The following is a 26483-nucleotide window of genomic DNA, read 5'->3' as shown; positions in this document are numbered from 1 at the left end:
GCGCTTGTTTTTGTTAATCAATAATTTGAAATTCTTTTAACTCTTTTTCGACATTTTGTAGGAGTTGTTCGCTTTTTTGAAGTACATTCGTTGGGAAAGTCTCATCATCACCATATTCAACGCCGTGAGGATAATAATGTTTTCCTAATAAGGGGGGAAGTAGTTTTACTTCAGCGTGTCTACTGCCAATGTCACCTTCAACAGCAACTCCTTGCACTCGTAAATAATAAACATCCTTTAATATTTCAAATTTATAATCGTATGTAACTCGCTCATAATCCCACTGTCCGGCAAGTACGAAGTGGTTGTTTTCCATGATTTCAGTTAAAAGAGTTAATTCAACGACGGCTCCATTAAATTTCGTATTTGTAAATTGCATATAATACCTCCTTTTTTAATGTTACACCATTATTTTTATAATAGTATGAATAATAAGAAAGTGCAATTCATATTGAGAGAAAAGGGATAATCCAGACTTTTTTCACAAAAATATGATATAGTGAAAAGAGTACGGTACACACAAAAAGAAAGAAAAGGATTTGTGTATATCTCAATTTTATGTTTTGTTCAGGAGGTATATCGTTTGAAGAAATTATTGCGTATCGTAATGATTACATTTTTAATTTTAGCTGTTGATTTATACGGGAAATTACTCGTTTCACAATATATATTAACCCCATCTCAATCAAAGCAAGAAAATAAAATTGTGAAAAAGAAAAAGCAAATTAAGGAAGACTCCTCAGACACTGTTTTAAATATGATTGGTGAAGACTCTGAAAACTTATTAGCGAAGTGGGGAGAACCCTCTCGAATAGAGCCATCTGCATACGGATATGAATGGTGGGTATACAACCAGGATTTAACTCAGTATGTTCAATTTGGAGTTTCTGAACGTAAAGTTGTAACGGCATACGCAGCTGGTGAACAAGTTAAGGTTCCACCTTATTATATAAATGAAAAATATGAAGAAGTATATAAAAAAAGTCCGCTTTCGCATGAAATTTCATTAAAAAGAGGGAAAAATAGTTATCAATTTGAGCTATCTGATACCGAAGTCATGGAACAACCGTTAATACCTGTAGAAGATGGATGGGCGCAATTGTATTTTGATCAATTTACACATGAGCTTGTTGGTGTTCGTTATATGGATGATGAAACTTTATTACGCCAAAGACCGTATCAGCTCGTTTATTCAGGTGAATTAATAGCAGAACAACCATTGACTCCAGAAAAAATAAAACAAGTAGAAAATGGGAATATGCAACAAATTTTTGATTTAACAAATATCATTCGAAGTCGTCATAAATTACCATTATTAACATGGGATCAGGAAACAGCAGATGTTGCTGTTGGTCACAGTAAAGATATGAAAGACAATAATTATTTTTCTCATGACTCACCTACATTAGGTACACTAGGAGATCGTTTGCAGCGCGGGAAAGTAGGATTTCAACTTGCTGGTGAGAACATAGCGGCGCAACATAGTGATGGAATTGCGGCAGTGCAAGGTTGGTTAAATAGTGAGGGGCATAGAAAGAATTTATTAAATGAACAATTTACAGGATTAGGTGTTGGTGTATACGATAAATTTTATACACAAAACTTTATTCGAAAATAAAGTGAAATTGTAAGCGGTGGGGTGTTAACATCACCAAATTAGTTACTTCGTATTCACTGAATTGTAGATGGGAATCTGACCGTATGCAAATAGCAGAAAAAAAGGTGCATGAATCGTCTAAAAATAGGCGAACCATGCGCCTTTTTTTTCTTACTATATAGTAGATATACATGGAGAGGTGAGGATTATGCCAACAACAAAAGGACCGTTACATCCATCGGTTCAACAGTTTAAAGAATTTGTAAACCATCACCCTAAAATGGTTCATGAGGTTAGAAGTGGTCATAAAACATGGCAACAATTTTATGAAGAATGGTACTTACTTGGTGAAGAAGATCCAATATGGGCAACTTATAGACCGGATGGAGCGCCTGCGTTTTCTTCGGTAAAAGAAAATAAAAAAGAAAAAGATAATCGAACTGAAGAGGAAAAAACTGCTGATGTGATGGGGCAAATGCTTTCTTTTTTTAAAAAGTTGGACGTGGAACAAATGCAGAACCATTTAGCCAATGTGACGAGTGCAATTGGGAGCGTGCAACAAGTTATTCAGCAATTTCAAGGTAACCGTACGCAGCAAGAGCAAAGTACTTCAGAAAATAACCCGTTTTTCTTTCAAAAGGATTAGGGGGAAGGATGATGAGAGCAGAAATTATGGAGTTTATAAAGGCTGATGAGGATTTATCTCGCTATATTAGAGAGCAACCGTACTGGTATAGAAAATTAACACGAAATCCTGAAGAAAAAGAGGCTTTTGAGTTAGCGGCGATGCAACATTTCAAAAAAACAATACCAGATAAAGTGGAAAAGTTTCAAAATCAATTGGCCGTTGCTTCGATCATGATTGATATGTTTCAGTATATGAAGCAACAAAATGCAACCTAATTGGAAGTGAAAAATATGTCCGTCATGCAGAACTTTTGTTACAATAGAGGTTGATTATTTAAAAAGGAGTTGCAGCATGACGGAAATTTGTTTAGTACGACATGGACAAACTGATTGGAATTTTCAAGAAATTATTCAGGGGCGAGAAGATATTCCGCTTAATGAAGTTGGTAAGAAGCAAGCGAGTCAGAGTGCAGCTGCTTTACAAGAAGAAACGTGGGATATCATTATAAGTAGCCCGTTAATTAGAGCGCAAGAAACGGCTAATGAAATTGCAAAGACAGTTGGATTACAATCGATTTTATTAGATGAGCGATTTGTTGAACGGAATTTTGGAGAAGCTTCAGGGAAGCCGGTTGCGGCTGTTAGAGAGTTGATTGCTGAAGGTAAAGTAGAAGGTATGGAGCGAGATGAAGAGATTGTAGCTCGTTGCTTTGCTGCTTTAGAAGATGTTGCGACAACTCATTTTGGCAAACGTATTATTATTGTTGCTCACTCACACGCGATAAAAGCGATTTTACATGCCATTGAACCAGATGAAATTACATTTAAGACACCATTAAAAAATGCGTGTATTAGTTATGTGAAACAAAATAGTGGAAAGTGGGATGTTCTTAAATATAATATAGCGGAACATATTAATGTATAAGTGTGTACGGATATAGTGTAAAAATAGTTTCATTATATCTTTCTTTTGAGTAAGTCACTTCAATTAGTAGTTCTAATCTAAATGTGGTATGATGGATACTCGGAGGTGTCTCTCATGATTGTAGCGACGCTAGAAAGCGTATTAATATTAGATAAGGCAGAGCAGCTTGCAAAAGCGATTATCTGTTCAGATATAGCAGAAGATTATCGTAAGTATTATAGAGAATTACATGAAGATATGGAACTTCAGACGCTCATTCAGCAATTTACAGCGATGAAAGAACGGTATGAGGAAGTACAGCGTTTTGGAAAATACCATCCTGACTATACTACCGTGTCAATGAAAATGAGAGAATTAAAGCGTTCTGTGGACTTACATGATAAGGTTGCAGCTTTTAAAAGAGCAGAAACTGCTTTGCAGAAGTTATTAGACGAAGTTAGTGTAGCAATCGGTTCGGAAGTGTCTTCTTCCATTAAAGTGCCAACAGGAAATCCATTCTTTGATGCTGGTGGCTGTGGTGGAGGTTGTGGTACTGGCGGAGGTTGTGGTTGTAAAAAAACGGGGTGATGTACCCCGTTTTTTAGAAGTTGGAAGAAAACGTATACAGAGTTTGTCCTGTAATGTTATAAATTTCTGATTGGTTTTCATAGAATATAAAATATATGTTTTTAAAAGGAGAAGATGGAGAAGATTATGTTCGGGCAACGACAAAGTATGATTGTTTATTTACATTCATTGAAACATGCCAAGATTTTAAGGAAATATGGTAACATACATTACATATCAAAACGATTAAAATATGCTGTAGTATATTGTGATATGGAACAAATTGAGCATATGATGCATAAGTTGAACAAACTTCCTTTTGTGAAAAAGATAGAACAGTCGTATCGCCCGTATTTAAAAACGGAATTTGAAAATTCCCGTCCTGATCGAGCAAAAGAATACGATTATAGCTAATAGAAAAAATCCCCGGCTAAATTTAGCCGGGGATTTTTCACTTGAAATAACGTGTTATTTCATCGGAGGAATGAAATTGTTCATTCGTAAAATACCAATTAAATGATTAAAAAATAGTTCTTTTTCTGGGAAAGTTGTAGATGGTTTTACAGTAAAGGTAGCCACTTTTTTTCCGAGTTGTTCCGCCGTTTCTTCAAATAAAATGACACGTTTACTTTTTTTATTTTCAAATACAGGAATGCCTTCACGACATATGTATAATGGTTGGAAATCACCAGTAGTAGTTGGTTTTAATATTACAACAAGCGAACATACTTTTTTATCGTTTTTTATCGTTTCAAATTGTAACATATGTGCTATACGTTCTTGATTTGTTTTGGCAATTTCAAGTAATTCATATAAATCAGAGTAGCCTTCTCCAAGTTCTATAAAGCGTTGAATCATATCTTTTCCTCCTCTTTCTTTTACTGTACCATTTCACTTTTTAAATGAAAAGCACACAAAGAAAAAAAACCCTGCATAGCAGGGCCCTTCTTATACTAGCATGTACTAGTAAGAAGGCAAAGGGAGAGGAGAAACCGGAGGAAGAACTTATGGGGAAACGTAAGTCTTCTCCGCGGTTGGCAACAACATCGAAGGTGATGTTGTTATAATTATTTATGTCCAATCTAAATGAAGATATACATAATGAAATTAAATTTTATGTTGGGCTTTTTATTTTTCTTTTTTTTATTTTGTGATAGGATAAAAAAGATAAAGTGGAACTAATATACATATTGGGTTCATATTAGTGAATGATGAGATGAATACATAAAAATAACGAGAGGTTATTTGAGGCCGAGTTTTCCTATAGTTAGGTGAATGTGGTTTGTTAACGGTTACCGAAGTGGGAATGGCTTTCTATAATCGCTCGATAGATTGAAATAAAGGTAGTGACAACAGATGAGAGTAGTTTCAGGAAAATGTAAAGGACACCCACTTAAAGCGGTTCCTGGTAATACAACACGTCCAACGACAGATAAAGTAAAAGAATCTATTTTTAATATGATAGGTCCTTATTTTGATGGTGGTATCGCCCTTGATTTATTTGGTGGTAGTGGTGGTCTTGGAATTGAGGCTTTGAGCAGAGGGATTGATAAAGCAATTTTTGTTGATCGGGATAGTAAAGCGATAAAAGTAATTCATCAAAATTTAGAAAGTTGTAGAGTACAGGAACAAGCTGAAGTATATCGAAATGATGCTGAACGTGCAGTAAAGGCGCTAATAAAACGTGAAATGTCATTCGATCTTATATTGATAGATCCTCCATATAAAGAGCAAAAAATTGTATCTTTAATTAGTATAATGGATCAACATGGATTGCTACATAGTGATGGATTAATTATGGCAGAGCATGGTAATGATGTAGTTTTACCTAATTCAATAGGAAGGCTTGTAAAAGTACGAGCTGAGAATTATGGGATTACTGCAATATCGATTTATAAGTATGAAGGTGAGGGGACAGAATGACAAGTATAGCTATTTCTTCAGGAAGTTTTGATCCAATTACCCTTGGGCATCTGGATATTATTAAAAGGGGAGCAAAAGTATTTGATGAGGTGTACGTAGTCGTTTTAAACAATTCATCAAAAAAACCATTCTTTTCAGTTGAAGAGCGATTAGAATTAATTCGAGAAGCGACAAAGGATATCCCGAATGTAAAAGTAGATTCGCATAGTGGGCTATTAGTAGAGTATGCAAAAATGCGTAATGCAAATGCAATATTACGTGGTTTACGAGCAGTTTCTGATTTTGAATATGAGATGCAAATTACTTCTATGAATCGAAAATTAGATGAAAATATTGAAACATTTTTTATTATGACAAACAATCAATATTCATTTTTAAGCTCGAGTATTGTAAAAGAAGTTGCGAGGTATGGAGGAAGTGTAGTAGATCTTGTACCTCCTATTGTAGAACGTGCTTTAAAAGAAAAGTTTCAAACCCCGTTAAAGTGAACGGGGTTTTTCTTTATATGTGCGCAAAAATAATAAAATAACATATAAGTATAGACAAAATAATGTGAAAATTGGTCCATAATGTATAAAAGATGTCCAAATTTCATGTAGTATAGAAGGATGCTCGGATAAAAATACAGGAATATCTTTTGGCATAGGCGAGAAAGAACTCACTTTCTCATAAAATGGTGTCCAAAATACAAATGTAAAAATAGGGGCAAGAATACTTTGAATAATTCGTGCGAAAAAATAGGGTTTAAATCGGATATCTGTTTCAGCTAATATGCTAGCAACTTGTGCCTGAATAGAAAGACCACTAAATGCTAAAATGAAGCTTGTTACCATAGCTTGTTGTAAGAGCGGTGTTTCATTTATTTGACTAATCATTTGGCTTCCGAGTGTCATTTCGAAAATACCTGATAATATAGGTATACTAAAATCTGTACTTAGTTGGAAGAATGATAAAATATGTTGCATAATAAAAGAAAGAGCTGCTGTAATGTGAAATACAGTAATCATTTTATTTAACACAGAGAATAAAATAATAAATCCGCCAATCATAAGTAATGTTTGAATAGAAGAAACAATGGCATCCCCAAGTAATTTACCAATTGGTCTTTTTTCTTGTAAGCGTGTCTCGTGAAGGATTAAAAAAGGGTTTTGAAAGCGACGTTTTTTTGTAGTGTGTGTATTAATTTTGTAAGCGGTATTATCGCCGTAAAAACGCATAATTAATCCGACAGCAAAGTTACTGAAATAATGGGCAGCGGCTAATATAATTCCTAATTTCGGATTATTAAAAAAACCGATAGACACAGCACCGAAAATAAAAAGTGGATTAGAAGAATTTGTGAAAGAAACGAGGCGCTCCGCTTCAATCTGAGTTAAAAGATTGCTTTTTCGTAGTCTAGCGCTTAATTTGGCGCCTGCAGGGAAACCAGAAGCCATTCCCATCGCCCAAACAAATCCGCCTATCCCTGGAACGCGAAAAAGTGGGCGCATGAGTGGTTCTAATATAACGCCAATAAATTTTACAACACCGATACTAATTAGAAGTTCCGCAATGATGAAAAACGGTAGTAGTGAAGGGAATACAACTTCCCACCATATATTTAACCCGCGAATAGAAGCTTGCAAAGCGGCTTGGGGGTGGAGTACAAGAGAAAAGGTTAAAAATAGCGTTGATATGGTAAGGAAAGCGGTTTTCCATTTTTCATACATGTAAGTAAATCCCCCTTTGTCCCAAAAAACGTTCATTTCAGTATACGTGGATACGTAGTGAATTTAGACCATAAGTATGAAAAAGGAATGAAAAAAATTAAAGGGTGAGAAAAATGAAAGAACCAAAGATTGGTTTAGCACTTGGGTCTGGAGGAGCGAAAGGGTTTGCTCATATTGGTGTAATAAAGGTTTTAAGGGAAGCGGGTATCCCTATTCACATGATTGCAGGAAGTAGTATGGGGGCGCTAATAGGTACGTTTTATGCGGCAAGTAGTAACGTTGAAAGATTGTATAAATTGGCATCTGTTTTTAAGCGGAAGTATTATTTAGATTTCACGGTACCGAAAATGGGATTTATTGCTGGAAAACGTGTCAAAGATATGATTAAAATGTTTACATATAATAAAAATTTAGAAGAGTTAGATATCCCGACGGCTGTTGTGGCTACTGACATATTGAAGGGGGAAAAAGTGGTTTTTACAAGTGGGCCAGTTGCAGATGCGGTGAGGGCTAGCATATCTGTTCCTGGAGTGTTTGTACCAGAAAAAATAGATGGAAGATTATTAGTGGATGGTGGAGTCATTGATCGCATCCCAGTATCGGTTGTGAAAGAGTTAGGGGCTGATATTGTTATCGCTGTTGATGTATCTCCAATTAAGGTAAATGGCGATGTTACGTCCATTTATGACGTAATCATGCAAAGTATTGAAATTATGCAGCATGAGCTTGTAATGAATCGGCAAATTGCATCGGATTTAATGATGCGACCAGCTGTAGAGCAATTTAGTTCACGTGCTTTTACAAACATTGAAGACATTATTCGAGTTGGAGAAGTAGAAGCAGAAAAACATATTTCAAATATTTATTTATTAATTGAGCAGTGGAAGGAGAAACATAATGTTTAAGCGTTTTCGGTTTATATATGCAATCTTAATAGGGGTTATATTGGCGATGTTACTTGTTTACGTACGTTTACCGTATTATATAACAAAACCAGGAATGGCTGCCAAATTAGAGCCTTATGTTCAAGTTGAGGGTGGAACGAAAGAATCTGGTGATTTTATGCTTGTTACGGTTTCAATGGGACCAGCAAATGTGGTGAATTTAATAGCGGCACAGTTTAATAAATATACACATATTTCGAAAGCGGAAGAAATATTGCAAAAAGGTGAGAGTGATGAAGAATATCAATTTCGCCAAAATTATGCGATGAAAGATTCACAAAATGCAGCAATTTATAATGCATATAAACGTGCAAATCGCTCAGTATCTTTTGAAAATAAAGGTGTATTAGTTGCTGGTGTGGCAAAAGGAATGCCGTCAGAAGGAAAGCTTAAGCTTGGTGATGTTATTATAGCTGTTGACGGAAAAACGTTTGAAAAGACGGAGCAATTTATTGAATATATGACAGGGAAAAAAGAAAATGATGCTGTAAGTATTGAGTACATGAGAAATGGAAAACAATTGAAAGAGAATTTAAATGTAAAGACGATTCCTAATGGGAATGGACGTGTCGGTATAGGTGTTTCTATCGTTACGGAAAGAGAATTAGTGGTCGATCCGAAAGTGAAAATTAATTCTCATGAAATTGGTGGACCATCCGCAGGTTTAATGTTCACATTAGAAATATATAATCAACTTGTGGAAGAAGACTTAACGAAAGGACATGAAATAGCTGGAACAGGTACAATTAATGAAAAAGGAGAAGTGGGCCCGATTGGTGGTATAAATCAAAAAGTGGTGGCTGCTAGCGATGCTGGGGCTGAAGTGTTCTTTGCGCCAAATGAAAAAGGTGCGGAGAAATCGAACTATAAAGATGCACTTGAGACTGCAAAGGATATTAAAACAAAAATGAAAATTGTACCAGTGGATACGCTGGATGATGCGTTAACATATTTAGAAAAGATGGATAAGGAAAAAACCTCTCTGAAATAGAGAGGTTTTTTATAGGAATTTTGTAGTTGTTTCATCATAGCGAATAGGATGGTGTGTTATATCCTGTTTTAATAGTTGTGTGCGTAACGGTTCGTGCATGATGGAGAAATATACAGAGTTTGCTTTTTTCTCTATATCTAAAGCGGCATGGTCGAATGTTTTTGTATGAGTAAGGATTGGAAGTTCGATTTTTTTCTTATTTTTTGAAAGGTAAGTTTGTCCTTTTTGTGACATGCCTAGCAGGCGAATATATGGTGCGTGTTGTTCTATATTTGCGCTACGTATATCCTCTTTTGTTGTGTTTGTTAAAATGTGTGTACAAGCTCTTTGTAATCTAGTCCATGTATAACGTTTTGTTTTTAATGCTTCCATGAATGAATAGAAGGAGGAACTGTTTTGTATTTTTGATAAAATACGATGCTCTAAACCTTCTTCTATTTCATATATATGTCGTAAGTCCCCTGGAGACATCGTCATGAGTCTATATTTAAAAAATGAAAAGTATTGTTCCCAATTATGTAATATCCCGTAGTTTTGTTTGTAATTTGCTAAAAGCGAAGTGGTTGCCTGTGGGAGAAAAGGTTCAATTGTTGTAAATGATCCTTCTTCGCTAAAGAGTTGTTTTCGGATGCTTGTCGCGCTTGCAATATGTTGGTCATTAAATGTTTCATCATGATAATGAGAGGCAAATCTTTTTATAGTTTGAGCTTGTATAGAGCTATTTTGTGACAGAATTGCTTTCATATATTGGAAGCCTAAAATATTATTTGGTTGTGACATATCTATGTTTTTTTCAGATGTTAAAATGTGTGAGAAAGCATCCGATGTTGCTTTTGCATAACTATTACCAGCGTCCATGAATTGTTTTACAAGGCAGTTAAAAGTCTCTTCTTCGTTTTTTTGTATGGAGATGGTATTATAAAAATTTTCGATTTGTCCATCCTCACTACCGAAACAAATTTCGGAAACACGTAGGGCATTTAAAATGGAAATAGCACCATTTGCGAAGGTTTCAGCCTTTTGTGTTGCAAAGACGTATGGAAGCTCTACAACAAGGTCTACGCCGTTTGCTAAGGCCATTTTAGTGCGATACCATTTGGAAATGAGTGCGGGCTCACCACGCTGTAAAAAAGGACCACTCATAACGGCAATTATTATATCGGATTGTGTTAACTTTTTTGTCTGTTGCACATGATAAAGATGACCGTTATGAAAAGGGTTATATTCAACAACAATACCACCAGCTTTTATGGTAATCTCTCCTTTCGATGTAGCATCTTTTTGAAAAACGTGATACTCTATATATTATTTACTATGATGACTTCATTATAGTGTAAAGAAAAAACATTGACAAATATAAAATGGCTAGCTATAATTTTGTTTGTTGCCTTGAGGTGATATGATATGAAATGGTCCATCCATCAATTGAATAAATTGAGAAATAAAGGATTGACATTGGATGAGATGGTAGATGTAAGTGAGCTAAAAGAGGTCGAGAAAGATATTCGTGAAATTAATCCTGTTCATGTAACGGGAAGAGTTGATTTTGGCTCCGGTAAGTTTACGTTTCATCTACATATAACTGGAAGCATGGTTTTACCATGTTCTCGCTCTTTAGTAGATGTGACATTACCATTTGACATTAAAACAACTGAGGTGTTCCAAACTTCACAAGAAGAATTTGAAACTGAAGCTGAAATTCATTCTTTAGAAGGAGAAGTACTTGACTTACTGCCCGTAATCAAGGAAAATATACTTTTGGAGATTCCAATGCAAATTTTCAGTGATGATGTTTCTGGTGGAGCACCGACGCAAGGTCAAGACTGGCAAGTGATTTCGGAAGAAGACAAAGAAAAGACTGTTGATCCAAGATTGGCAGGACTTGCAAAGTTTTTTGACAAATAATCGGAAGACTGGTTCAGGCCTTCATATGAAAATAACTATTTCTTTTAAGGAGGTGGGAAGAATGGCTGTACCTTTTAGAAGAACTTCTAAAACAGTAAAAAGAAAGCGTCGTACGCATTTCAAATTATCAGTACCTGGTATGGTAGAGTGCCCAAGCTGTGGTGAAGCGAAATTAGCTCACCGTGTATGTAAAGCATGCGGTACTTACAAAGGTAAAGAAGTAATCAGCAAGTAGTTGCGGGAAAATAAACGCAGAAGATATCTTCTGCGTTTATTTTTTTTGTCTTAATCTTTAGTTGTTGTATTCTATCTTTTCTAGTAACTGCATATGCTTAATAAAAAATGCATAGGGAGGACTAGAGAGATGGCGACAACAAGACAAGATGCTTGGACTGATGATGAAGATTTGCTTCTGGCAGAAGTAGTACTCCGGCATATTCGAGAAGGTGGAACACAACTTTCTGCCTTTAAGGAAGTGGGAAAAAATTTATCTCGTACACCAGCAGCATGTGGGTTTAGGTGGAATTCTTACGTAAGAAAGCAATATAAAGAACGTATTGAGGAAGCAAAGCAACTTCGTAAAGTAGAACATTATGAAGTGAAAGAGACAAAGGTGTTAGAACCTACGTCAATTACGTTGAATGATGTTATTGATTTCTTGCAAAATTATAAAGATGAAAACTCTTTAACGGTGTTGCAACAACAAGTTGAATCATTACAAACAGAAAGAGAGCGCCTTCTGGAGCGATTATCAGTATATGAAGAAGAGTATAGAACATTACTTGATTATATCGATCAAAAAAGAAGTGTAATGGTAGCGGAAAGAAACAATGCTCGCTCGAATGAGAAGTTAGAGAAGCTTAAGAAATAAAAAACAGCTGTTATACAGCTGTTTTTTTATTTCTTAAGCCGATTCTTCGTTTGTAACCGCATTCAAATTTGTTTCTGGATGCCAAATATAAAAATCACCATCAGTTACTGATACGGGGTTGAAATTTAATTTATCCCAAAAACCAGCTGAATGAATACGTGCTATTGTTTTAATAGGAAATTGCATTTGTTTCGCATGATTTACAAGCATTTGCCCGAATCCTTGTTTTTGAAAAGTTGGTAATACTTCAAGTTTATAAAGTTCTAGGTAAGGACCTGTAATTTCGAATGGTTCTCCGCCGTTTCTTTTCATATATAGACTCATACGTGCGATTAGTGATCCACCATAATAAATGCCATAAAATGGAGATTCACTGTCGTTTTCAATAATGTTTGCTTGCAATTCTTCCAGCATAGATAGTTCTTGGGCTCCGCACCCTTTAAATTTTTTGAATTCATCTAACGTTTTATAATTGATGAGCAAGCGCTCAACTTTTGGGAATCCCATTACATCACATCCTTTTGTTATCTTGTTGAATGCAGAAAAGTAAAAATATTTACAATAATAGTATAACTCATTTTTTTATTTTTATGAAGAAGAGAGTATATTTCTTTTATTATTTTTTTGAGGATTTGCTAAACTAAGAGTATAAGTGTATTAATAGGCAGTATTATACATAGCGAAAAAAGAGAGTGTATTTGTTTGGCAGAGGACAACGAAATTATAGGGCGTGCTCATGTACTTTAAAAAGATATAAAAAGGAGGGGAGGCAAGGGCGCTTAATGTGAATCCCTTGTGTGAAAATGAAAATTGGAATTGTCGGACCAGGTGCTATTGGTCTATTGTATACATTTTATTTACAAAAAAGTAACCAAGATGTTACGTTGTTTACAAGAACGGCTAAGCAGGCTGAAGAGTTGAATGAAACAGGTGTAACTTGTATTAGAGATGGAAGATGTGAAACAGTATATCCATCTGTTTTACCGATAGAAAGTATGGTAGCACAAAATTTAGATTATATATTTATTTCTGTGAAGCAATATCATATAGATGACGTACTACCGTTTGTGGAAGGGGCATCATCATTAATCTTTTTGCAAAACGGAATGTCGCATCTTCAAAAGATGCTGAAAATAGGGAGTGAAAATATAGCTGTTGGTATTGTAGAACATGGTGCGAAAAAAGAGGGAGGGCATATCGTTCATCATACTGGGATAGGGGTAACAAAATTTGGAGTGGTTTGTGGTCAATCTATACATTTCAAGAAAATATGCCGTTATTTTCCTGTTACTTATTTTCCAGTTCAAATAGAAACGGATTGGGAAGAGATTATGCACAAAAAATTAGTAGTAAATGTATGTATCAATCCATTGACAGCACTATTGGGAGTTAAGAATGGTGAATTAATCACGAATCGTTTTTTTTATCAAATGATGGAGCAAGTGTTTCAGGAGGTCGCATTTCTTATTAGAGGAGAAAAAGAAATGGTATGGCAAATGGTACGAAATGTGTGTGAAGGAACGTCTCGTAATACATCCTCTATGTTAGCGGATGTAAGAGCGAATAGACAGACGGAAATTAATGCGATTGTTGGATATGTATTAGAAGAAGCTAAGAAACAGCAACTACCAGTTCCGACACTTCAATTTTTGTTCGATGCAATAAAAGGGTTAGAAACAAGAGTATAAGTGTTATTCTTTGCTTTTACGTGAAACATTGACTACAATGTGGATTGGTGAGAGAACTGGATACGAAAGGAAGAATTATATGGAGATAAAAGAAATCTCTGTTCCGCAACAAGGTGTTGTAGCGGACTATATGAACGGTAAAAAAGAGATACAGTCATGTTTTGATTATATGTTAACAGAAGATGCTTTTAAACAACGTTTACATGATTTGCGTGAAAGGGAGTTTTTCCGCCAAGATTTAGTAGCGCATTTATTAGAATATAATACAAAATTACAAGCGGGAGAATCTACACTTCAAAATGTAAAAGCGCTTGGAGATGAAAATACATATGTTGTTATAGCTGGACAACAAGCAGGGTTATTAACTGGACCGCTTTATACAATTCATAAAGTTATTTCAATTTTACAGCTTGCAAAGGAAAAGGAAGAAAGTTTAGGAGTTAAAGTTGTCCCTGTCTTCTGGATTGCGGGTGAAGACCATGATATGGATGAGATTAACCATACTTTTGTAGCGAAAAATAAAAAGATGAAAAAAACTATTTTTTATGACCGTAATCCGAAAAAGGCGAGTGCTTCTGAGTCTGAACTTTCTGTTGAAGATTGTAGAAATTGGATTGAAGAGATTTTTAAAACATACCCAGAAACAAATTTTACAAAGGATGTATTAAAATTTGTTGATGATGCTTTGAAAAAATCGAATACGTATGTAGATTTCTTTGCTCATCTTATTACGAAAATCTTTGCTAATTCTGGTTTAATCCTTGTTGATTCACATCATCCTGAATTAAGAAAGTTAGAAATTCCATTTTTCAAGCGAATTATAAGTAAGTATAAAGAGATACAAGAGGGGCTTCGTAATCAGCAAGAAGTAATTAAAGAACTAGGATACAAACCGATTATTGAAACGAAGTCTCATGCAGTGCATATATTCATGGAAATAGATAATGAACGAGTATTGCTTGAAGATCAACAAGGTAAGTTTGTTGGAAAGGATGGGGCGCATTCCTTTTCATACGAAGAGTTGATTGAAGAGATGGAGAGAAATCCGGCACGTTTTAGTAATAATGTTGTAACACGTCCTCTTATGCAAGAGTATGTATTTCCTACGCTCGCATTTATTGGAGGTCCAGGAGAATTAGCTTATTGGAGTGAATTACAACAAGTATTCCATACTGTCGGTTTTCAAATGCCACCTGTCGTTCCTCGTCTTACAATTACTTATGTGGAGAGAGATATAGCGACGGATTTATTTGATTTGCAATTGAGAGAAAGTGATCCGTTTTTAAATGATGTCGATAAATTGCGTGAAAACTGGTTGTCTAATCAAATAGAGGAACCGATTGATGATCATTTTGAAAAGGCGAAAAAAGAAATTGCCGATATTCATACATCTTTACAGCAATTTGTAAAGAAAATAGAGCCAGGGTTAGGTGCGTTTGCAGGGAAAAACGAATTGAAAATTAATGAACAAATTGAACTGCTGGAAAGAATGTTGAAAAGAAATGTTGAGAAAAAGTATGAGGTTCAGCTAAATAAATTCCGCCGTATACAATTCGCACTTCGTCCATTAGGTGCACCGCAAGAACGTGTGTGGAATGTATGTTATTATTTAAATCAGTTTGGTTTGGATTTCGTTGATCGTGTAATGGAAAACCCTTTTTCTTGGGACGGAAAACATCATGTTATAAAACTATAAAATCTTGCTCTTTGGAGCAGGATTTTATTTTTATTCCGTTGAATTTACTGTGAAGTGATTTTTTTCTGAATTATCAATCAAAAAAGTGTTAAATATGGCAATTGTGTTCGATACTTAAATATATGACAAAATAGCACAAAATGTAAACGTATTATTCGCTTTTTCGACAGTTTTTTATTTAAATTCCCGCAAAAGATGATAAAATTTAGTATATAATAAAAGAAAATAGCGATTTGTATAGTATGTTGCCTTTGTTGGTAAGTTAAATGAGTCGTTCTTTCGTATTATTTCATTCTCTAAGCGTGAAATATGTGTTTAGAGGAAGGGATACATTCAACATAATTAATTGGAAAAAGAGTAGGTGCAACAATGTTTAAACACGTAACAGTGCTTTTAAAGGAAACAGTAGACGGCTTAGATATAAAGCCAGATGGTACATATGTAGATTGTACACTGGGGGGAGGAGGACATAGTTCTTATTTATTATCCCAATTAACTGAAGGTGGAAAATTAATAGCGTTTGATCAAGATGAGATAGCGATTCAAAACGCGAAAGAAAAGTTCTCTTCATACGGTGAACAGTTTATAACAGTAAAGAGTAACTTCCGTTATTTAGCTGAAAAACTGCAGGAAATAGGTATAACAGAAGTAGACGGTATTTTATTTGATTTAGGTGTTTCATCCCCACAATTAGATACACCAGAACGAGGCTTTAGTTATCATCATGATGCACCGCTAGATATGCGGATGGATCAAGATGCCCCATTAACAGCGTACGATGTTGTAAATAGCTGGTCATATGAACAACTTGTAAGGATTTTCTTCCAATACGGTGAAGAGAAATTTTCAAAACAAATTGCAAGAAAAATTGAAGCTTATCGTGAGAATAAAGCTATTGAAACGACAGGAGAATTAGTAGAGCTAATTAAAGAAGGTATTCCGGCTCCTGCTCGCAGAACGGGTGGGCATCCTGCTAAGCGAGTGTTTCAGGCAATTCGTATAGCTGTAAATGATGAATTAAAAGTATTTGAAGAAGCATTGGAATCTGCTATTGAGATGGTTAAGCCAGGTGGAAGGGTTAGTGTTATAACATTCCATTCATTAGAAGATCGTATTTGTAAAACAACGTTTAAGCGAAATAGTACAACGCCACAATTGCCGCCAGGATTACCGATTATTCCTGATGAATTTAAGCCGAAATTAAAGCTTATTACAAGAAAACCGATTTTACCTTCTGATATAGAGCTAGAAGAAAATAATCGTGCGCGTTCTGCGAAGTTGAGAATCGCTGAAAAACGATAAAAGGGAGAGAGAGGTATGACTAATTTAGCTGTAAAGTACAAACAACAAGCGCAAGAAGAGGTGCAAATTCAAACGCCCCCACAGCAGATGGCTAAGCCGAAGGTTAAAGCGAAAATTACAAGAATCGAAAAACTGTTGTATGTAGCGTTTATTGGCTTTTTATTGTATGCCTGTGTCGCGTTTATTGGAAATAAAGCAGGCCTTTATCAAGTTAATGTAGAAGCAGCGACGATAGAAGAAAAAATTGTACAGCAGCAAAAAGAAAATCAAGAATTACAAGCTGAAGTAGAGAAGTTAAGTCGCTATGAACGGATCGCTGAAGTTGCAAAAAAACACGGGCTAGAAATTAATGCGAATAATGTGAAAGGCCTCAAATAAGGCAATAGGTGTGAAGGAACGATGAAGAAGAATATGACTAAATTTCATACCAATAAGGGAGCAGGTTATTTTATGATATTTTTCCTCCTGCTCTTTTTGCTGTTATTAGCCCGATTTTTTTACATACAATCAACAGGAACAGTTCATAATCAGGATTTAGATGCACTTGCTAAACAAAAGCATAGTAAAAAAGGAGTTCTTGAAGCGAACCGAGGAACCATTTATGATCAAAACGGTCATGTGTTAGCGCAAGACGCAAACTCTTACAAAATGGTAGCTGCACTAAAAGGTGCTAACTCAGTTGAGAATAAAGAAGATACTGCAAAGAAAATTGCAGGAGTACTTGGAAAAGGCGAAGAGGATATTTTAGCTTCTTTAAACAAGGAAGGTAGAAGTCAAGTCGAATTTGGAACGTTAGGCAAGGATTTGACGAAAGAAAAGAAGGAACAAATAGAAGCGTTGAAATTGCCGGGAATATCTTTTATTACAGAAAATGCAAGGGTGTATCCCAACGGTGATTTTGCATCTTACGTTATAGGTCATGCAAAACCAAATGAGAATGGAACCTCGGTAGGTCAATTTGGCATAGAGAAAAGCTTGGATAAATACTTAAGTGCTTCGAACGGAGAAGTAGCATATACAGGTGATCGTAAAGGTGTGTCCCTTGATGGGGGAAAAGTTAATGTAAAGGCACCTAAAAATGGAGATAACGCTTATTTAACAATTGATCAACGTGTCCAAAGTTATTTAGAAGACGCGATGAAAGCAGCAAGTAAGCAATATGAGCCAGAAAGTTTAATAGGGATTGTTGCAGATCCGAAAACTGGGAAAATATTAGCGATGTCTACTAAACCTAGTTATGACCCTAATGATCGCCAAATTAAATATTTCTTCAATGACGCGATTGCCAATGCATTTGAACCTGGATCAACAATGAAAATTTTTACGTTAGCGGCAGCTATTAATGAAGGTGTGTACAAAGGACAAGATTATTATCAATCCGGGACATATCAAGTCGGAAATAGGAAAATAAAAGATCATAATGGCGGTGCTGGTTGGGGCTCTATCACGTTTGATGAAGGGGTAGAGCGTTCTTCGAACGTAGCGTTTGCAATTTTAGGAGATCAAAAACTTGGTCCAGAACGTTTCCGAAAATATATTCATAGTTTTGGATTAGATGAAAAAACGAACATTGATTTATCAGGTGAAGGATCGAATACAATTTTATTTGATCAGCAAATACAACAAGTGACAACAGCTTTTGGACAAGGTTCCACTGTAACACCAATTCAGCTTGTACAAGCTGCAACGGCCATTGCAAATGATGGGAAAATGATGAAACCTTATGCAATTGATAAAATTGTAGATCCGATAACAGACAAAGTAAAATTAGAACATAAGCCAGAAGAAGTAGGAAAACCTGTTACAAAGGAAACAGCAGCGCAAGTAAGACAGTTATTAGAACGTGTTGTTACATCTCCGAAAGGTACAGGGACAGCTTATAAAATTGATGGATATTCAGTTGGTGGTAAAACAGGTACAGCGCAAATTCCGGATGGAAAAGGCGGCTATATGACAGGAAGGCAGAATTATATATTCTCATTCTTAGGTATGGCACCAATGGACGATCCACAACTTGTCGTGTATGTAGCTGTTAAACAGCCGAAATTAAAAGATGATGAGAACGGCGCACAACCTTTAGCTGATATTTTTAAATATGTAACAAAAAATAGTTTAGAGTATTTAAAGATTAAGCCAAATGAAGTGAAAGATCCGAAAAAACATCTGAAAGAACAACAAACTACTGTTCCAGATGTAACTGGTAAAACGATGGCTGAAGCGGGGAAAGCGATTGATAAAGCAAAACTTCGTCCAATCGTACTAGGTGAAGGGAAAGTACAGCAACAAGTACCAAAAGCGACTGAACAAACATTAAAAGGCGACCGAGTCTTCTTGGTAGGAGATAAGCCTACAATGCCAAATATACAAGGATGGGCACTGCGTGATGTTATGAATTTAGCGAAGACATTACAGCTTAACTTGAAACCTTCTGGTACAGGATACGTAACAGAACAAAGTGTGGCGGAAGGAACATTATTACAACCTGGTACAGAATTAGGTGTCACACTCGTACCGCCACTCGAACCACAGCAAGAAGCAGAAAAGCCGTAATGGTAAAAGAGAATAAGTTCTAATTAAATAAGTACAAGCATATATTGGAACAAGCTAGGCGTAAGGGAGGCTTGTTCCGATATGCGTGTATCAAATGTAACAGTTAGAAAACGACTTATTTTTATACTTATATCAGGTATACTTATTTTCACTATTATCGATATTCGTCTTGGATATGTGCAATTTTTTCTTGGGAATATGTTAACGGATCGTGCGAAAGATTCATGGAGTCGTAATATTACTTTTGAACCCGAACGTGGGAAAATTTTAGACCGAAATGGTGTGGAACTTGCCACGAATAAAAGTGCTCCAACTGTCTTTGTTGTACCGAGGCAAATTGAAAAACCAGCAGAGACTGCAGAGAAGTTAGCTGCAGTATTAGGTGTGGAAAAAGATGAGATTTATAAAAGGATTACAAAAAAAGAATCGATTGTAAGGTTAGATAAAGGCGGAAGGAAAATATCACATGACAAAGCGAAAGAAGTACGAGGATTAAGTTTGAAGGGCGTGTATATCGCAGAGGATTCTATCCGGTACTATCCATTTGGAAACTTTTTATCACATGTATTAGGTTTTGCAGGTAGCGATAACCAAGGTCTTATGGGACTAGAAAAATATTATGATAAAGAGCTAAATGGGGACAAAGGTCATGTGCGTTTTTTTGCAGATGCGAAAGGACAAAGGATGCCTAATGTTGGTGATGATTTCAAAAAGCCAGAAGCTGGTTTAAATTTAGGATTAACAATCGATGCGCGTATTACAAGGATTATGGAAAGAGAAATGAATATTGCGGAGTCAACTTATAATCCTGACGGTATGATTGCGATTGCAATGAATCCTAAAAATGGTGAAATTTTAGGTATGTCTAGTCGACCGAGTTTTGACCCAGCGGATTTTCAAAGTGTCTCTCCAGAAGTGTATAACAGAAATCTACCTGTATGGAGTACGTATGAGCCTGGTTCAACATTTAAGATCATTACATTAGCTGCAGCATTGAATGAAAATTTAGTAGACTTAGAGAAGGATACGTTTTATGATGATGGAGCAGCTGAAGTAGGTGGAGCTAGATTGAAATGCTGGAAAGCAGGAGGTCATGGCAGTCAAACGTTTTTAGAAGTCGTTCAAAACTCATGTAACCCGGGATTTATTGAACTTGGTGATCGCCTTGGTAAAGACCGATTATTTAAATACATTCGTAATTTTGGTTTTGGGCAGAAGACTGGAATTGACTTGCAAGGTGAAGGCAGTGGGATTTTATTTAATTTAGATAAAGTTGGTCCAGTAGAGCAAGCAACAACTTCATTCGGCCAAGGGGTTTCTGTTACACCGATTCAACAAGTAGCAGCTGTAGCGGCGGCTGTAAATGGTGGAACATTGTATCAGCCGTATATAGCTAAGGAGTTTATTGATCCGAAAAATAATCAAGTTGTTAGTAAAAAGACACCTGTTGAGAAAAGAAAAGTTATTTCCAAGGAAACTTCAGAAAAAGTTCGTTATGCATTAGAGAATGTTGTAGCGAAAGGTTCTGGTAAAGGTGCTTATATTGATGGATATCGTGTAGGTGGAAAAACGGGTACTGCTCAAAAGGTGAAAGATGGTAAATATTTAGAGAATAATTATATAGTATCTTTTATCGGATTTGCTCCAGCGGATGATCCAGAGATTGTTGTGTATGTTGCTGTTGATAATCCAAAAGGGGTTACACAGTTTGGTGGAGTGGTAGCAGCTCCGATTGTCGGGAATATCCTTCGAGATGCGCTTCCTGTTATGGGAGTGAAACCGAGAAAAGAACAAGTTGAGAAAGAATATAAATGGGGCGATACACCAACTGTGGAAGTTCCGAATTTAATTGGAATGAAAAAGAAAGACTTACAAACACAACTCGTCGATTTGAAGCTTGATATAAGTGGAGATGGAGAGAAAGTAATTAAACAATCACCAGAAGCGGGAGCTAAAGTAAAAGAAGGCTCAAAAATTAGAATTTACTTCGGGAATTAAAGGTAACATAGTACGTTTTATGGTACAATTGGTGGAAGTGAGTTCTTTGTAGAACAGTTACTTAATTTGAGACAGTAAGTGTCTCATTCATAAATAGGTCAGTAGCACTTACCTCCTTATATAGGAGGTAATGTGTTGCTTACTGAAAAAAAGATAAATAAACAATGTAGAGAGGGTTTAGTGAAATGAAGTTGCATACACTTGTATCATGTTTGCATGATTTTCCAGTTGTTCCAAAAGAAAATCCAGAAATCACATCTATAGAAGCTGATTCACGTAAAGTGAAAGAGGGAAGCTTATTTGTATGTATGAAAGGATATACGGTTGATAGCCATGATTTTGCTAAGCAAGCAGCGGCACAAGGAGCGGCTGCTATTGTTGCGGAAAGACCAATTGATGTTGACGTTCCAGTTGTACTTGTGAAAAATACTTTTCGTTCGTTAGCGGTTTTAGCTGATTATTTTTATGGTCAACCGACACACAAGTTACATTTAATCGGAATTACAGGTACAAATGGAAAGACAACAACATCGCATATTATGGATGAGATTATGCGAGCACATGGTCATAAAACAGGGCTAATTGGAACGATTAATATGAAAATCGGTGATGAAACATTTGAGGTGAAAAATACAACACCAGATGCACTAACACTTCAACAGACGTTTTCAAAAATGGTTGAACAAGGTGTGGACAGCACGGTAATGGAAGTTTCGTCACATGCGTTAAATCTTGGTCGTGTACACGGATGTGATTACGATGTAGCGGTGTTTACGAATTTAACACAAGATCATTTAGACTATCATAAAACGATGGAAGAATATAAACATGCAAAAGGGTTACTATTTGCACAGCTTGGCAATAGTTATAATCATAATCGTGAAAAGTACGCTGTGCTGAATAGCGATGATAATGTAACAGAAGAGTATATGAGAAGTACTGCAGCAACAGTTGTAACATATGGTATTGATACAACAAGTGACATTATGGCAAAAAATATCGTTATGACGAGTGGCGGGACTACATTTACGCTTGTCACACCATATGAAAGTGTAAATGTTACAATGAAATTAATAGGTAAATTTAATGTATATAACGTACTTGCAGCAACAGCAGCAGGACTTGTTTCGGGTGTGAAATTAGAAACAATCATTGCTGTTATAAAGGATTTAGCTGGGGTTCCAGGACGTTTTGAAGTTGTTGATGGAGGGCAAAATTATACAGTTATTGTTGATTACGCACATACGCCAGATAGTTTAGAAAATGTATTAAAAACTGCAAAACAATTTGCAAAAGGTGATGTGTATTGTATCGTTGGTTGTGGCGGCGATAGGGACCGAACGAAGAGACCGATAATGGCAAGTGTTGCAACAAAATATGCAACTCATGCAATTTATACATCAGATAATCCAAGAAGTGAAGATCCAGCGGCTATTTTAGATGATATGGTACATGGTGCAAGCGGGAAAAATTATGAAATGATCATTGATAGAAAAGAAGCAATACACCATGCAATCGCTAAAGCGAAAGCAGATGATATCATTATTATTGCTGGTAAGGGGCATGAAACGTATCAAATTATTGGTAAAGAAGTTCATCATTTCGATGATCGTGAAGTTGCTAAAGAAGCAATTACAGGGCGTTTAAACAACGAAGAGTAACAACGTGAGAGGAGGACTACATGTGCTTGAGCAAGGTTTATTAGTAACGGCTGGGGTAGCATTCTTAATTTCTGTTGCCCTTTCGCCATTGTTTATTCCATTTTTAAGAAAATTAAAGTTCGGACAGAGTATTCGTGATGAGGGACCGAAGTCACATCAAAAAAAATCAGGGACACCGACAATGGGTGGTATCGTCATATACGTATCTATGATGGTAACTTCACTTATTATGGCGATTAAGTTTAATTATTTAGGTGCAGAGGTTTCGTTATTACTATTAGTGACGTTTGGTTACGGATTGATTGGATTTTTAGATGACTACATAAAGGTAGTTAAGAAGAGAAATCTTGGTTTAACATCAAAGCAAAAATTAGTAGGTCAGCTTGTTATTGCTATTGCATTCTTTTTAATTGGAAAAGGGCAAGCGTTCCACACATACATCATGATTCCGGGAACGGATGTTAAGTTTGAATTAGGTTGGGCGTATTTCGTACTTGTACTATTTATGCTTATTGGTGGATCAAATGCAGTTAACTTAACTGACGGTTTAGATGGTTTATTATCAGGAACAGCTGCTATTGCATTTGGAGCATTTAGTATTATTGCTGTGGCACAAGAGCAATTTGGAGTAGCGATATTCTGTATGGCAGTTGTAGGAGCTGTACTTGGATTTTTAGTATTCAATGCGAATCCAGCAAAAGTGTTTATGGGAGATACAGGTTCATTAGCTTTAGGTGGAGCCATTGCAGCTGTAGCGATTTTATTAAAACAAGAATTGCTACTTGTAATTATTGGCGGAGTATTCGTAATGGAAACTTTATCGGTTATCATTCAGGTCATTTCATTTAAAACAACAGGAAAACGTGTCTTTAAAATGAGTCCATTACACCATCATTATGAATTATGCGGTTGGTCAGAGTGGCGTGTTGTTGTGACGTTTTGGTCTGCAGGATTTTTATTAGCTGTGTTAGGAATTTATATCGGGGTGTGGATGTAATTGAAAACTGTAACTGAATTTCAAAATAAGAATATTCTTGTATTGGGTATTGCAAAAAGTGGTTATGCAGCAGCTACATTGTTACAAAAGCTAGGGGCAAATGTTATTGTAAATGACGGAAAGCCTTTAGCAGAGAATGTACTTGCTGCAGAATTACAAGCAAAAGGAATGGACGTTGTATGCGGTGGTCATCCTTTAGAATTATTAGAGAGAAATATTTCTCTTGTAGTAAAAAATCCAGGAATCCCGTATTCTAATCCAATATTAGTTGCTGCGAAAGAAAAACAAATTCCGATTGTTACGGAAGTTGAATTAGCATATCGTATTTCAGAAGCACCATTTGTTGGGATTACGGGGTCTAACGGTAAAACGACGACGACAATGCTGACATTTGAAATGCTAAAAGAAGGACAAAAGCATCCTGTAATTGCAGGGAACATTGGAACTGTAGCGTGTGAAGTAGCACAGGATGCAAAAGAAAATGAAGTTGTAGTTACAGAACTTTCATCGTTTCAATTGATGGGAGTAGAATTGTTCCAACCTAAAATTGCTGCGTTTTTAAATTTATTTGAGGCCCACTTAGATTATCATGGGACGAAGAAAGAATATGGTTTAGCAAAAGCAAATATTTTTAAAAACCAAACAGAAAATGATTATAGTGTAATAAATGCGGATGATGCGGATGTGATGGCTTTGTCTGCGTATTCTAAAGGTCAAAAAATCCTGTTTTCGACAACGAAAGAAATTGAAGATGGTGCGTGTATAAAAGATAACGCTCTTTATTTCAAAGGTGAAAAAGTTGTTGAAGTAAGCGATATCGTTTTACCTGGTCAACATAATCTAGAAAATATTTTAGCTGCGATGAGTATTGCGAAATTATTAGGTACTTCTAATGAAGCAATTACGGTCGTGTTAAAACGTTTTACGGGTGTAAAACATCGTTTAGAATATGTAACAACGATTAACAACCGTAAGTTTTATAATGATTCAAAAGCAACGAATATGTTAGCGACTGAGAAAGCACTATCTGCGTTTACACAACCGATTGTGTTACTAGCAGGTGGGCTTGATCGCGGAAATGAATTCGATGATTTAATTCCGTATTTCAAAAATGTAAAAGCGATTGTAACATTTGGACAAACAGCTCCTAAACTAGTAAGAGCGGCAGAAAAAGCGGGATTAGATATAATTGAAAGTGTCGATACTTTAGATGAAGCAGTGGTGAAAGCTTATGCTCATTCTAAAGATGGTGATGTCGTTCTTCTTTCTCCAGCGTGTGCAAGCTGGGATCAATTTAAAACATTTGAAGAAAGAGGAGACATTTTTATACAAGCTGTGCATAAACTTATATAAAGTAAATCAAAACATCAGTAGGCTAACACCTACTGATGTTTTGTTACATAGGGCAAAAGGTTCTGCCTAAAGAGGTGGTGTTTGTGGGTAATGAAGAAAACGCCTGATTTTATTCTCATCATCGTAACACTTTCATTGTTGACAATCGGAATGATTATGGTTTATAGTGCGAGTGCAGTTTGGGCCTCTTATAAAATGGGGGACTCATTCTTTTTTGCAAAAAGACAATTACTGTTTGCGGGTCTTGGTGTAGTAGCTATGTTTTTTATTATGAAAATTGATTATTGGGTGTGGCGTACGTATTCAAAAGTGATTTTGCTAGTTTGCTTCATTCTTCTTATTCTCGTTCTTATTCCTGGAGTAGGTCTTGTTCGAGGAGGAGCACGAAGTTGGATTGGAATCGGAGCATTTTCGATTCAACCGTCAGAATTTATGAAGTTTGCGATGATTATTTTCTTGGCAAAGTTTTTAGCAGAACGGCAAAAATTGATTACATCTTTTAAACGTGGTTTATTACCGGCTCTTAGTTTTGTGTTTCTTGCTTTTGGGATGATTATGTTACAGCCAGACCTTGGGACAGGAACGGTAATGGTTGGGACATGTATCATTATGATATTCATTTCGGGAGCGAGAGTCTTTCACTTTGCAATGTTTGGTTTGATTGGTGTAGCAGGATTTGTAGGGTTAATTGCATCAGCACCGTATCGAATGAAACGCATTACATCATATTTAGATCCGTGGTCAGATCCGCTCGGGAGTGGATTTCAAATTATCCAATCATTACTTGCAATTGGACCTGGTGGATTATTTGGGCTTGGACTTGGACAAAGTAGACAAAAATTTCTTTATTTACCTGAACCACAAACTGACTTTATATTTGCGATCTTATCCGAGGAATTAGGTTTTATTGGTGGTTCATTTGTGTTATTATTATTTAGTCTATTATTATGGCGCGGGATTCGTATCGCATTAGGAGCGCCAGATTTATATGGTACGTTTTTAGCAGTAGGTATTGTGGCGATGATTGCGATTCAAGTAATGATTAATGTTGGTGTTGTAACAGGACTGATGCCTGTTACGGGTATTACCTTGCCGTTTTTAAGTTATGGTGGATCAAGTTTGACATTAATGTTAATGGCAGTAGGTGTATTATTAAATATAAGTCGCCATTCTCGCTACTAAACCCTGTTTATAAGACAG

28 protein-coding genes are annotated in these 26483 nt (G+C 36.0%); 23 read left to right on the top strand and 5 right to left on the bottom strand.

Annotated features, from left to right (window positions below):
* Positions 1-13: 13 nt before the first annotated feature.
* A complete protein-coding gene (locus tag GBN91_RS00820) occupies positions 14-379 on the bottom strand; it encodes a YugN family protein (RefSeq protein ID WP_001160947.1) in 366 nt (121 codons plus the stop codon).
* Positions 380-583: 204 nt separating this feature from the next.
* Between GBN91_RS00820 and GBN91_RS00815 the strand changes: the two genes are divergently transcribed.
* From GBN91_RS00815 to GBN91_RS00790, 6 genes are all read left to right on the top strand, one after another.
* Positions 584-1618: a CAP domain-containing protein gene (locus GBN91_RS00815; RefSeq protein ID WP_000735378.1), complete on the top strand. Its 1035-nt coding sequence runs from the start codon at positions 584-586 to the stop codon at positions 1616-1618.
* Positions 1619-1805: 187 nt separating this feature from the next.
* Entirely contained in the window at positions 1806-2243 is a 438-nt protein-coding gene (locus tag GBN91_RS00810) for a YlbD family protein (RefSeq protein ID WP_001143346.1), read from the top strand.
* 11 nt (positions 2244-2254) lie between these two features.
* Positions 2255-2500, top strand: coding sequence for a YlbE-like family protein (locus tag GBN91_RS00805; protein ID WP_001200990.1), 246 nt, complete (start codon positions 2255-2257; stop codon positions 2498-2500).
* Between the two features lie 76 nt (positions 2501-2576).
* On the top strand, positions 2577-3149 hold the full coding sequence (locus tag GBN91_RS00800) for a histidine phosphatase family protein (RefSeq protein WP_000134946.1): 573 nt from the start codon (positions 2577-2579) through the stop codon (positions 3147-3149).
* Between the two features lie 114 nt (positions 3150-3263).
* Positions 3264-3716 carry a YlbF/YmcA family competence regulator gene (locus GBN91_RS00795; RefSeq protein WP_000634366.1) on the top strand — a complete coding sequence of 151 codons (453 nt, stop codon included), beginning with the start codon at positions 3264-3266 and terminating at the stop codon, positions 3714-3716.
* A 126-nt stretch (positions 3717-3842) separates the two neighbouring features.
* Positions 3843-4109 (top strand): YlbG family protein, encoded by a 267-nt coding sequence (locus GBN91_RS00790; RefSeq protein WP_002082261.1) that lies wholly within the window; start codon positions 3843-3845, stop codon positions 4107-4109.
* Between the two features lie 54 nt (positions 4110-4163).
* Here GBN91_RS00790 and GBN91_RS00785 read toward each other — a convergent pair whose 3' ends face one another.
* The gene (locus GBN91_RS00785) at positions 4164-4553 is read right to left on the bottom strand and encodes a DUF7147 family protein (RefSeq protein ID WP_000616017.1); all 390 of its coding nucleotides are present in this window, start codon (positions 4551-4553) and stop codon (positions 4164-4166) included.
* Between the two features lie 498 nt (positions 4554-5051).
* Here GBN91_RS00785 and rsmD point away from each other — a divergent pair, with 498 nt between their 5' ends.
* Both rsmD and coaD read left to right on the top strand, forming a co-directional pair.
* Positions 5052-5618: a 16S rRNA (guanine(966)-N(2))-methyltransferase RsmD gene (gene rsmD, locus GBN91_RS00780; RefSeq protein ID WP_001266978.1), complete on the top strand. Its 567-nt coding sequence runs from the start codon at positions 5052-5054 to the stop codon at positions 5616-5618.
* Positions 5615-6106 carry a pantetheine-phosphate adenylyltransferase gene (gene coaD, locus GBN91_RS00775; protein WP_000200601.1) on the top strand — a complete coding sequence of 164 codons (492 nt, stop codon included), beginning with the start codon at positions 5615-5617 and terminating at the stop codon, positions 6104-6106. The genes rsmD and coaD overlap by 4 nt, the downstream gene beginning before the upstream one ends.
* On the opposite strand, the gene ylbJ is transcribed toward coaD, so the two are convergent.
* Entirely contained in the window at positions 6098-7327 is a 1230-nt protein-coding gene (gene ylbJ, locus GBN91_RS00770; RefSeq protein ID WP_000273082.1) for a sporulation integral membrane protein YlbJ, read from the bottom strand. The two genes, coaD and ylbJ, sit on opposite strands and share 9 nt — an antisense overlap.
* A gap of 113 nt (positions 7328-7440) precedes the next feature.
* Between ylbJ and GBN91_RS00765 the strand changes: the two genes are divergently transcribed.
* Together GBN91_RS00765 and GBN91_RS00760 are read left to right on the top strand one after the other, a co-directional pair.
* Positions 7441-8232 carry a patatin-like phospholipase family protein gene (locus GBN91_RS00765; RefSeq protein ID WP_000662588.1) on the top strand — a complete coding sequence of 264 codons (792 nt, stop codon included), beginning with the start codon at positions 7441-7443 and terminating at the stop codon, positions 8230-8232.
* Positions 8225-9262: a SepM family pheromone-processing serine protease gene (locus GBN91_RS00760; RefSeq protein ID WP_000476280.1), complete on the top strand. Its 1038-nt coding sequence runs from the start codon at positions 8225-8227 to the stop codon at positions 9260-9262. The genes GBN91_RS00765 and GBN91_RS00760 overlap by 8 nt, the downstream gene beginning before the upstream one ends.
* A gap of 9 nt (positions 9263-9271) precedes the next feature.
* On the opposite strand, the gene GBN91_RS00755 is transcribed toward GBN91_RS00760, so the two are convergent.
* A complete protein-coding gene (locus tag GBN91_RS00755; protein WP_002182932.1) occupies positions 9272-10453 on the bottom strand; it encodes a nucleotidyltransferase in 1182 nt (393 codons plus the stop codon).
* Between the two features lie 213 nt (positions 10454-10666).
* On the opposite strand from GBN91_RS00755, the gene GBN91_RS00750 reads away from it, so the two are divergent.
* From GBN91_RS00750 to GBN91_RS00740, 3 genes are all read left to right on the top strand, one after another.
* Positions 10667-11167, top strand: coding sequence for a YceD family protein (locus tag GBN91_RS00750; protein ID WP_000872149.1), 501 nt, complete (start codon positions 10667-10669; stop codon positions 11165-11167).
* Between the two features lie 61 nt (positions 11168-11228).
* Entirely contained in the window at positions 11229-11402 is a 174-nt protein-coding gene (gene rpmF, locus GBN91_RS00745) for a 50S ribosomal protein L32 (protein ID WP_001984764.1), read from the top strand.
* 129 nt (positions 11403-11531) lie between these two features.
* Positions 11532-12038, top strand: a complete 507-nt coding sequence (locus tag GBN91_RS00740) for an RsfA family transcriptional regulator (protein WP_000246467.1) — start codon at positions 11532-11534, stop codon at positions 12036-12038.
* A 33-nt stretch (positions 12039-12071) separates the two neighbouring features.
* Here GBN91_RS00740 and GBN91_RS00735 read toward each other — a convergent pair whose 3' ends face one another.
* Entirely contained in the window at positions 12072-12545 is a 474-nt protein-coding gene (locus GBN91_RS00735) for an N-acetyltransferase (protein WP_000506694.1), read from the bottom strand.
* Between the two features lie 296 nt (positions 12546-12841).
* Here GBN91_RS00735 and panE point away from each other — a divergent pair, with 296 nt between their 5' ends.
* The 10 genes from panE (at position 12842) to spoVE (ending at position 26465) form a co-directional block, all read left to right on the top strand.
* A complete protein-coding gene (gene panE, locus GBN91_RS00730) occupies positions 12842-13726 on the top strand; it encodes a 2-dehydropantoate 2-reductase (RefSeq protein ID WP_033687782.1) in 885 nt (294 codons plus the stop codon).
* Between the two features lie 79 nt (positions 13727-13805).
* Positions 13806-15422: a bacillithiol biosynthesis cysteine-adding enzyme BshC gene (gene bshC, locus GBN91_RS00725; protein WP_006928286.1), complete on the top strand. Its 1617-nt coding sequence runs from the start codon at positions 13806-13808 to the stop codon at positions 15420-15422.
* Between the two features lie 369 nt (positions 15423-15791).
* On the top strand, positions 15792-16724 hold the full coding sequence (gene rsmH / locus GBN91_RS00720; protein ID WP_000472508.1) for a 16S rRNA (cytosine(1402)-N(4))-methyltransferase RsmH: 933 nt from the start codon (positions 15792-15794) through the stop codon (positions 16722-16724).
* A gap of 15 nt (positions 16725-16739) precedes the next feature.
* Positions 16740-17102: a cell division protein FtsL gene (gene ftsL / locus GBN91_RS00715; protein ID WP_000182804.1), complete on the top strand. Its 363-nt coding sequence runs from the start codon at positions 16740-16742 to the stop codon at positions 17100-17102.
* Positions 17103-17123: 21 nt separating this feature from the next.
* Positions 17124-19274, top strand: coding sequence for a penicillin-binding protein (locus GBN91_RS00710; RefSeq protein ID WP_000739960.1), 2151 nt, complete (start codon positions 17124-17126; stop codon positions 19272-19274).
* Between the two features lie 81 nt (positions 19275-19355).
* A complete protein-coding gene (locus GBN91_RS00705; RefSeq protein WP_001266234.1) occupies positions 19356-21272 on the top strand; it encodes a stage V sporulation protein D in 1917 nt (638 codons plus the stop codon).
* A 185-nt stretch (positions 21273-21457) separates the two neighbouring features.
* Entirely contained in the window at positions 21458-22933 is a 1476-nt protein-coding gene (gene murE, locus GBN91_RS00700) for a UDP-N-acetylmuramoyl-L-alanyl-D-glutamate--2,6-diaminopimelate ligase (protein ID WP_000766320.1), read from the top strand.
* 22 nt (positions 22934-22955) lie between these two features.
* The gene (mraY, locus tag GBN91_RS00695; protein ID WP_000893060.1) at positions 22956-23930 is read left to right on the top strand and encodes a phospho-N-acetylmuramoyl-pentapeptide-transferase; all 975 of its coding nucleotides are present in this window, start codon (positions 22956-22958) and stop codon (positions 23928-23930) included.
* Positions 23931-25283 carry a UDP-N-acetylmuramoyl-L-alanine--D-glutamate ligase gene (murD, locus tag GBN91_RS00690; RefSeq protein ID WP_000860116.1) on the top strand — a complete coding sequence of 451 codons (1353 nt, stop codon included), beginning with the start codon at positions 23931-23933 and terminating at the stop codon, positions 25281-25283. It begins immediately after the preceding gene.
* A gap of 90 nt (positions 25284-25373) precedes the next feature.
* Positions 25374-26465 carry a stage V sporulation protein E gene (gene spoVE, locus GBN91_RS00685; protein WP_000753520.1) on the top strand — a complete coding sequence of 364 codons (1092 nt, stop codon included), beginning with the start codon at positions 25374-25376 and terminating at the stop codon, positions 26463-26465.
* Positions 26466-26483: the final 18 nt, after the last annotated feature.

The organism is Bacillus sp. B1-WWTP-T-0.5-Post-4 (assembly GCF_009183795.1).
Lineage (GTDB): Bacteria > Bacillota > Bacilli > Bacillales > Bacillaceae_G > Bacillus_A > Bacillus_A cereus.
This window is presented reverse-complemented; position numbering and strand designations above follow the sequence as displayed.

Excerpts from the sequence above, each read along its gene's own strand:
- GBN91_RS00705 (WP_001266234.1), top strand. The coding sequence starts at position 19,356 with ATGCGTGTATCAAATGTAACAGTTAGAAAACGACTTATTTTTATACTT.
- GBN91_RS00750 (WP_000872149.1), top strand. The coding sequence starts at position 10,667 with ATGAAATGGTCCATCCATCAATTGAATAAATTGAGAAATAAAGGATTG.
- panE (WP_033687782.1), top strand. The coding sequence starts at position 12,842 with ATGAAAATTGGAATTGTCGGACCAGGTGCTATTGGTCTATTGTATACA.
- ftsL (WP_000182804.1), top strand. The coding sequence starts at position 16,740 with ATGACTAATTTAGCTGTAAAGTACAAACAACAAGCGCAAGAAGAGGTG.
- GBN91_RS00740 (WP_000246467.1), top strand. The coding sequence starts at position 11,532 with ATGGCGACAACAAGACAAGATGCTTGGACTGATGATGAAGATTTGCTT.
- GBN91_RS00785 (WP_000616017.1), bottom strand. The coding sequence starts at position 4,553 with ATGATTCAACGCTTTATAGAACTTGGAGAAGGCTACTCTGATTTATAT.
- murE (WP_000766320.1), top strand. The coding sequence starts at position 21,458 with ATGAAGTTGCATACACTTGTATCATGTTTGCATGATTTTCCAGTTGTT.
- GBN91_RS00810 (WP_001143346.1), top strand. The coding sequence starts at position 1,806 with ATGCCAACAACAAAAGGACCGTTACATCCATCGGTTCAACAGTTTAAA.
- coaD (WP_000200601.1), top strand. The coding sequence starts at position 5,615 with ATGACAAGTATAGCTATTTCTTCAGGAAGTTTTGATCCAATTACCCTT.
- GBN91_RS00710 (WP_000739960.1), top strand. The coding sequence starts at position 17,124 with ATGAAGAAGAATATGACTAAATTTCATACCAATAAGGGAGCAGGTTAT.
- GBN91_RS00765 (WP_000662588.1), top strand. The coding sequence starts at position 7,441 with ATGAAAGAACCAAAGATTGGTTTAGCACTTGGGTCTGGAGGAGCGAAA.
- GBN91_RS00805 (WP_001200990.1), top strand. The coding sequence starts at position 2,255 with ATGAGAGCAGAAATTATGGAGTTTATAAAGGCTGATGAGGATTTATCT.
- GBN91_RS00800 (WP_000134946.1), top strand. The coding sequence starts at position 2,577 with ATGACGGAAATTTGTTTAGTACGACATGGACAAACTGATTGGAATTTT.
- spoVE (WP_000753520.1), top strand. The coding sequence starts at position 25,374 with ATGAAGAAAACGCCTGATTTTATTCTCATCATCGTAACACTTTCATTG.
- bshC (WP_006928286.1), top strand. The coding sequence starts at position 13,806 with ATGGAGATAAAAGAAATCTCTGTTCCGCAACAAGGTGTTGTAGCGGAC.
- rsmH (WP_000472508.1), top strand. The coding sequence starts at position 15,792 with ATGTTTAAACACGTAACAGTGCTTTTAAAGGAAACAGTAGACGGCTTA.
- GBN91_RS00795 (WP_000634366.1), top strand. The coding sequence starts at position 3,264 with ATGATTGTAGCGACGCTAGAAAGCGTATTAATATTAGATAAGGCAGAG.
- GBN91_RS00735 (WP_000506694.1), bottom strand. The coding sequence starts at position 12,545 with ATGGGATTCCCAAAAGTTGAGCGCTTGCTCATCAATTATAAAACGTTA.
- GBN91_RS00820 (WP_001160947.1), bottom strand. The coding sequence starts at position 379 with ATGCAATTTACAAATACGAAATTTAATGGAGCCGTCGTTGAATTAACT.
- rsmD (WP_001266978.1), top strand. The coding sequence starts at position 5,052 with ATGAGAGTAGTTTCAGGAAAATGTAAAGGACACCCACTTAAAGCGGTT.
- GBN91_RS00760 (WP_000476280.1), top strand. The coding sequence starts at position 8,225 with ATGTTTAAGCGTTTTCGGTTTATATATGCAATCTTAATAGGGGTTATA.
- GBN91_RS00790 (WP_002082261.1), top strand. The coding sequence starts at position 3,843 with ATGTTCGGGCAACGACAAAGTATGATTGTTTATTTACATTCATTGAAA.
- rpmF (WP_001984764.1), top strand. The coding sequence starts at position 11,229 with ATGGCTGTACCTTTTAGAAGAACTTCTAAAACAGTAAAAAGAAAGCGT.
- ylbJ (WP_000273082.1), bottom strand. The coding sequence starts at position 7,327 with ATGTATGAAAAATGGAAAACCGCTTTCCTTACCATATCAACGCTATTT.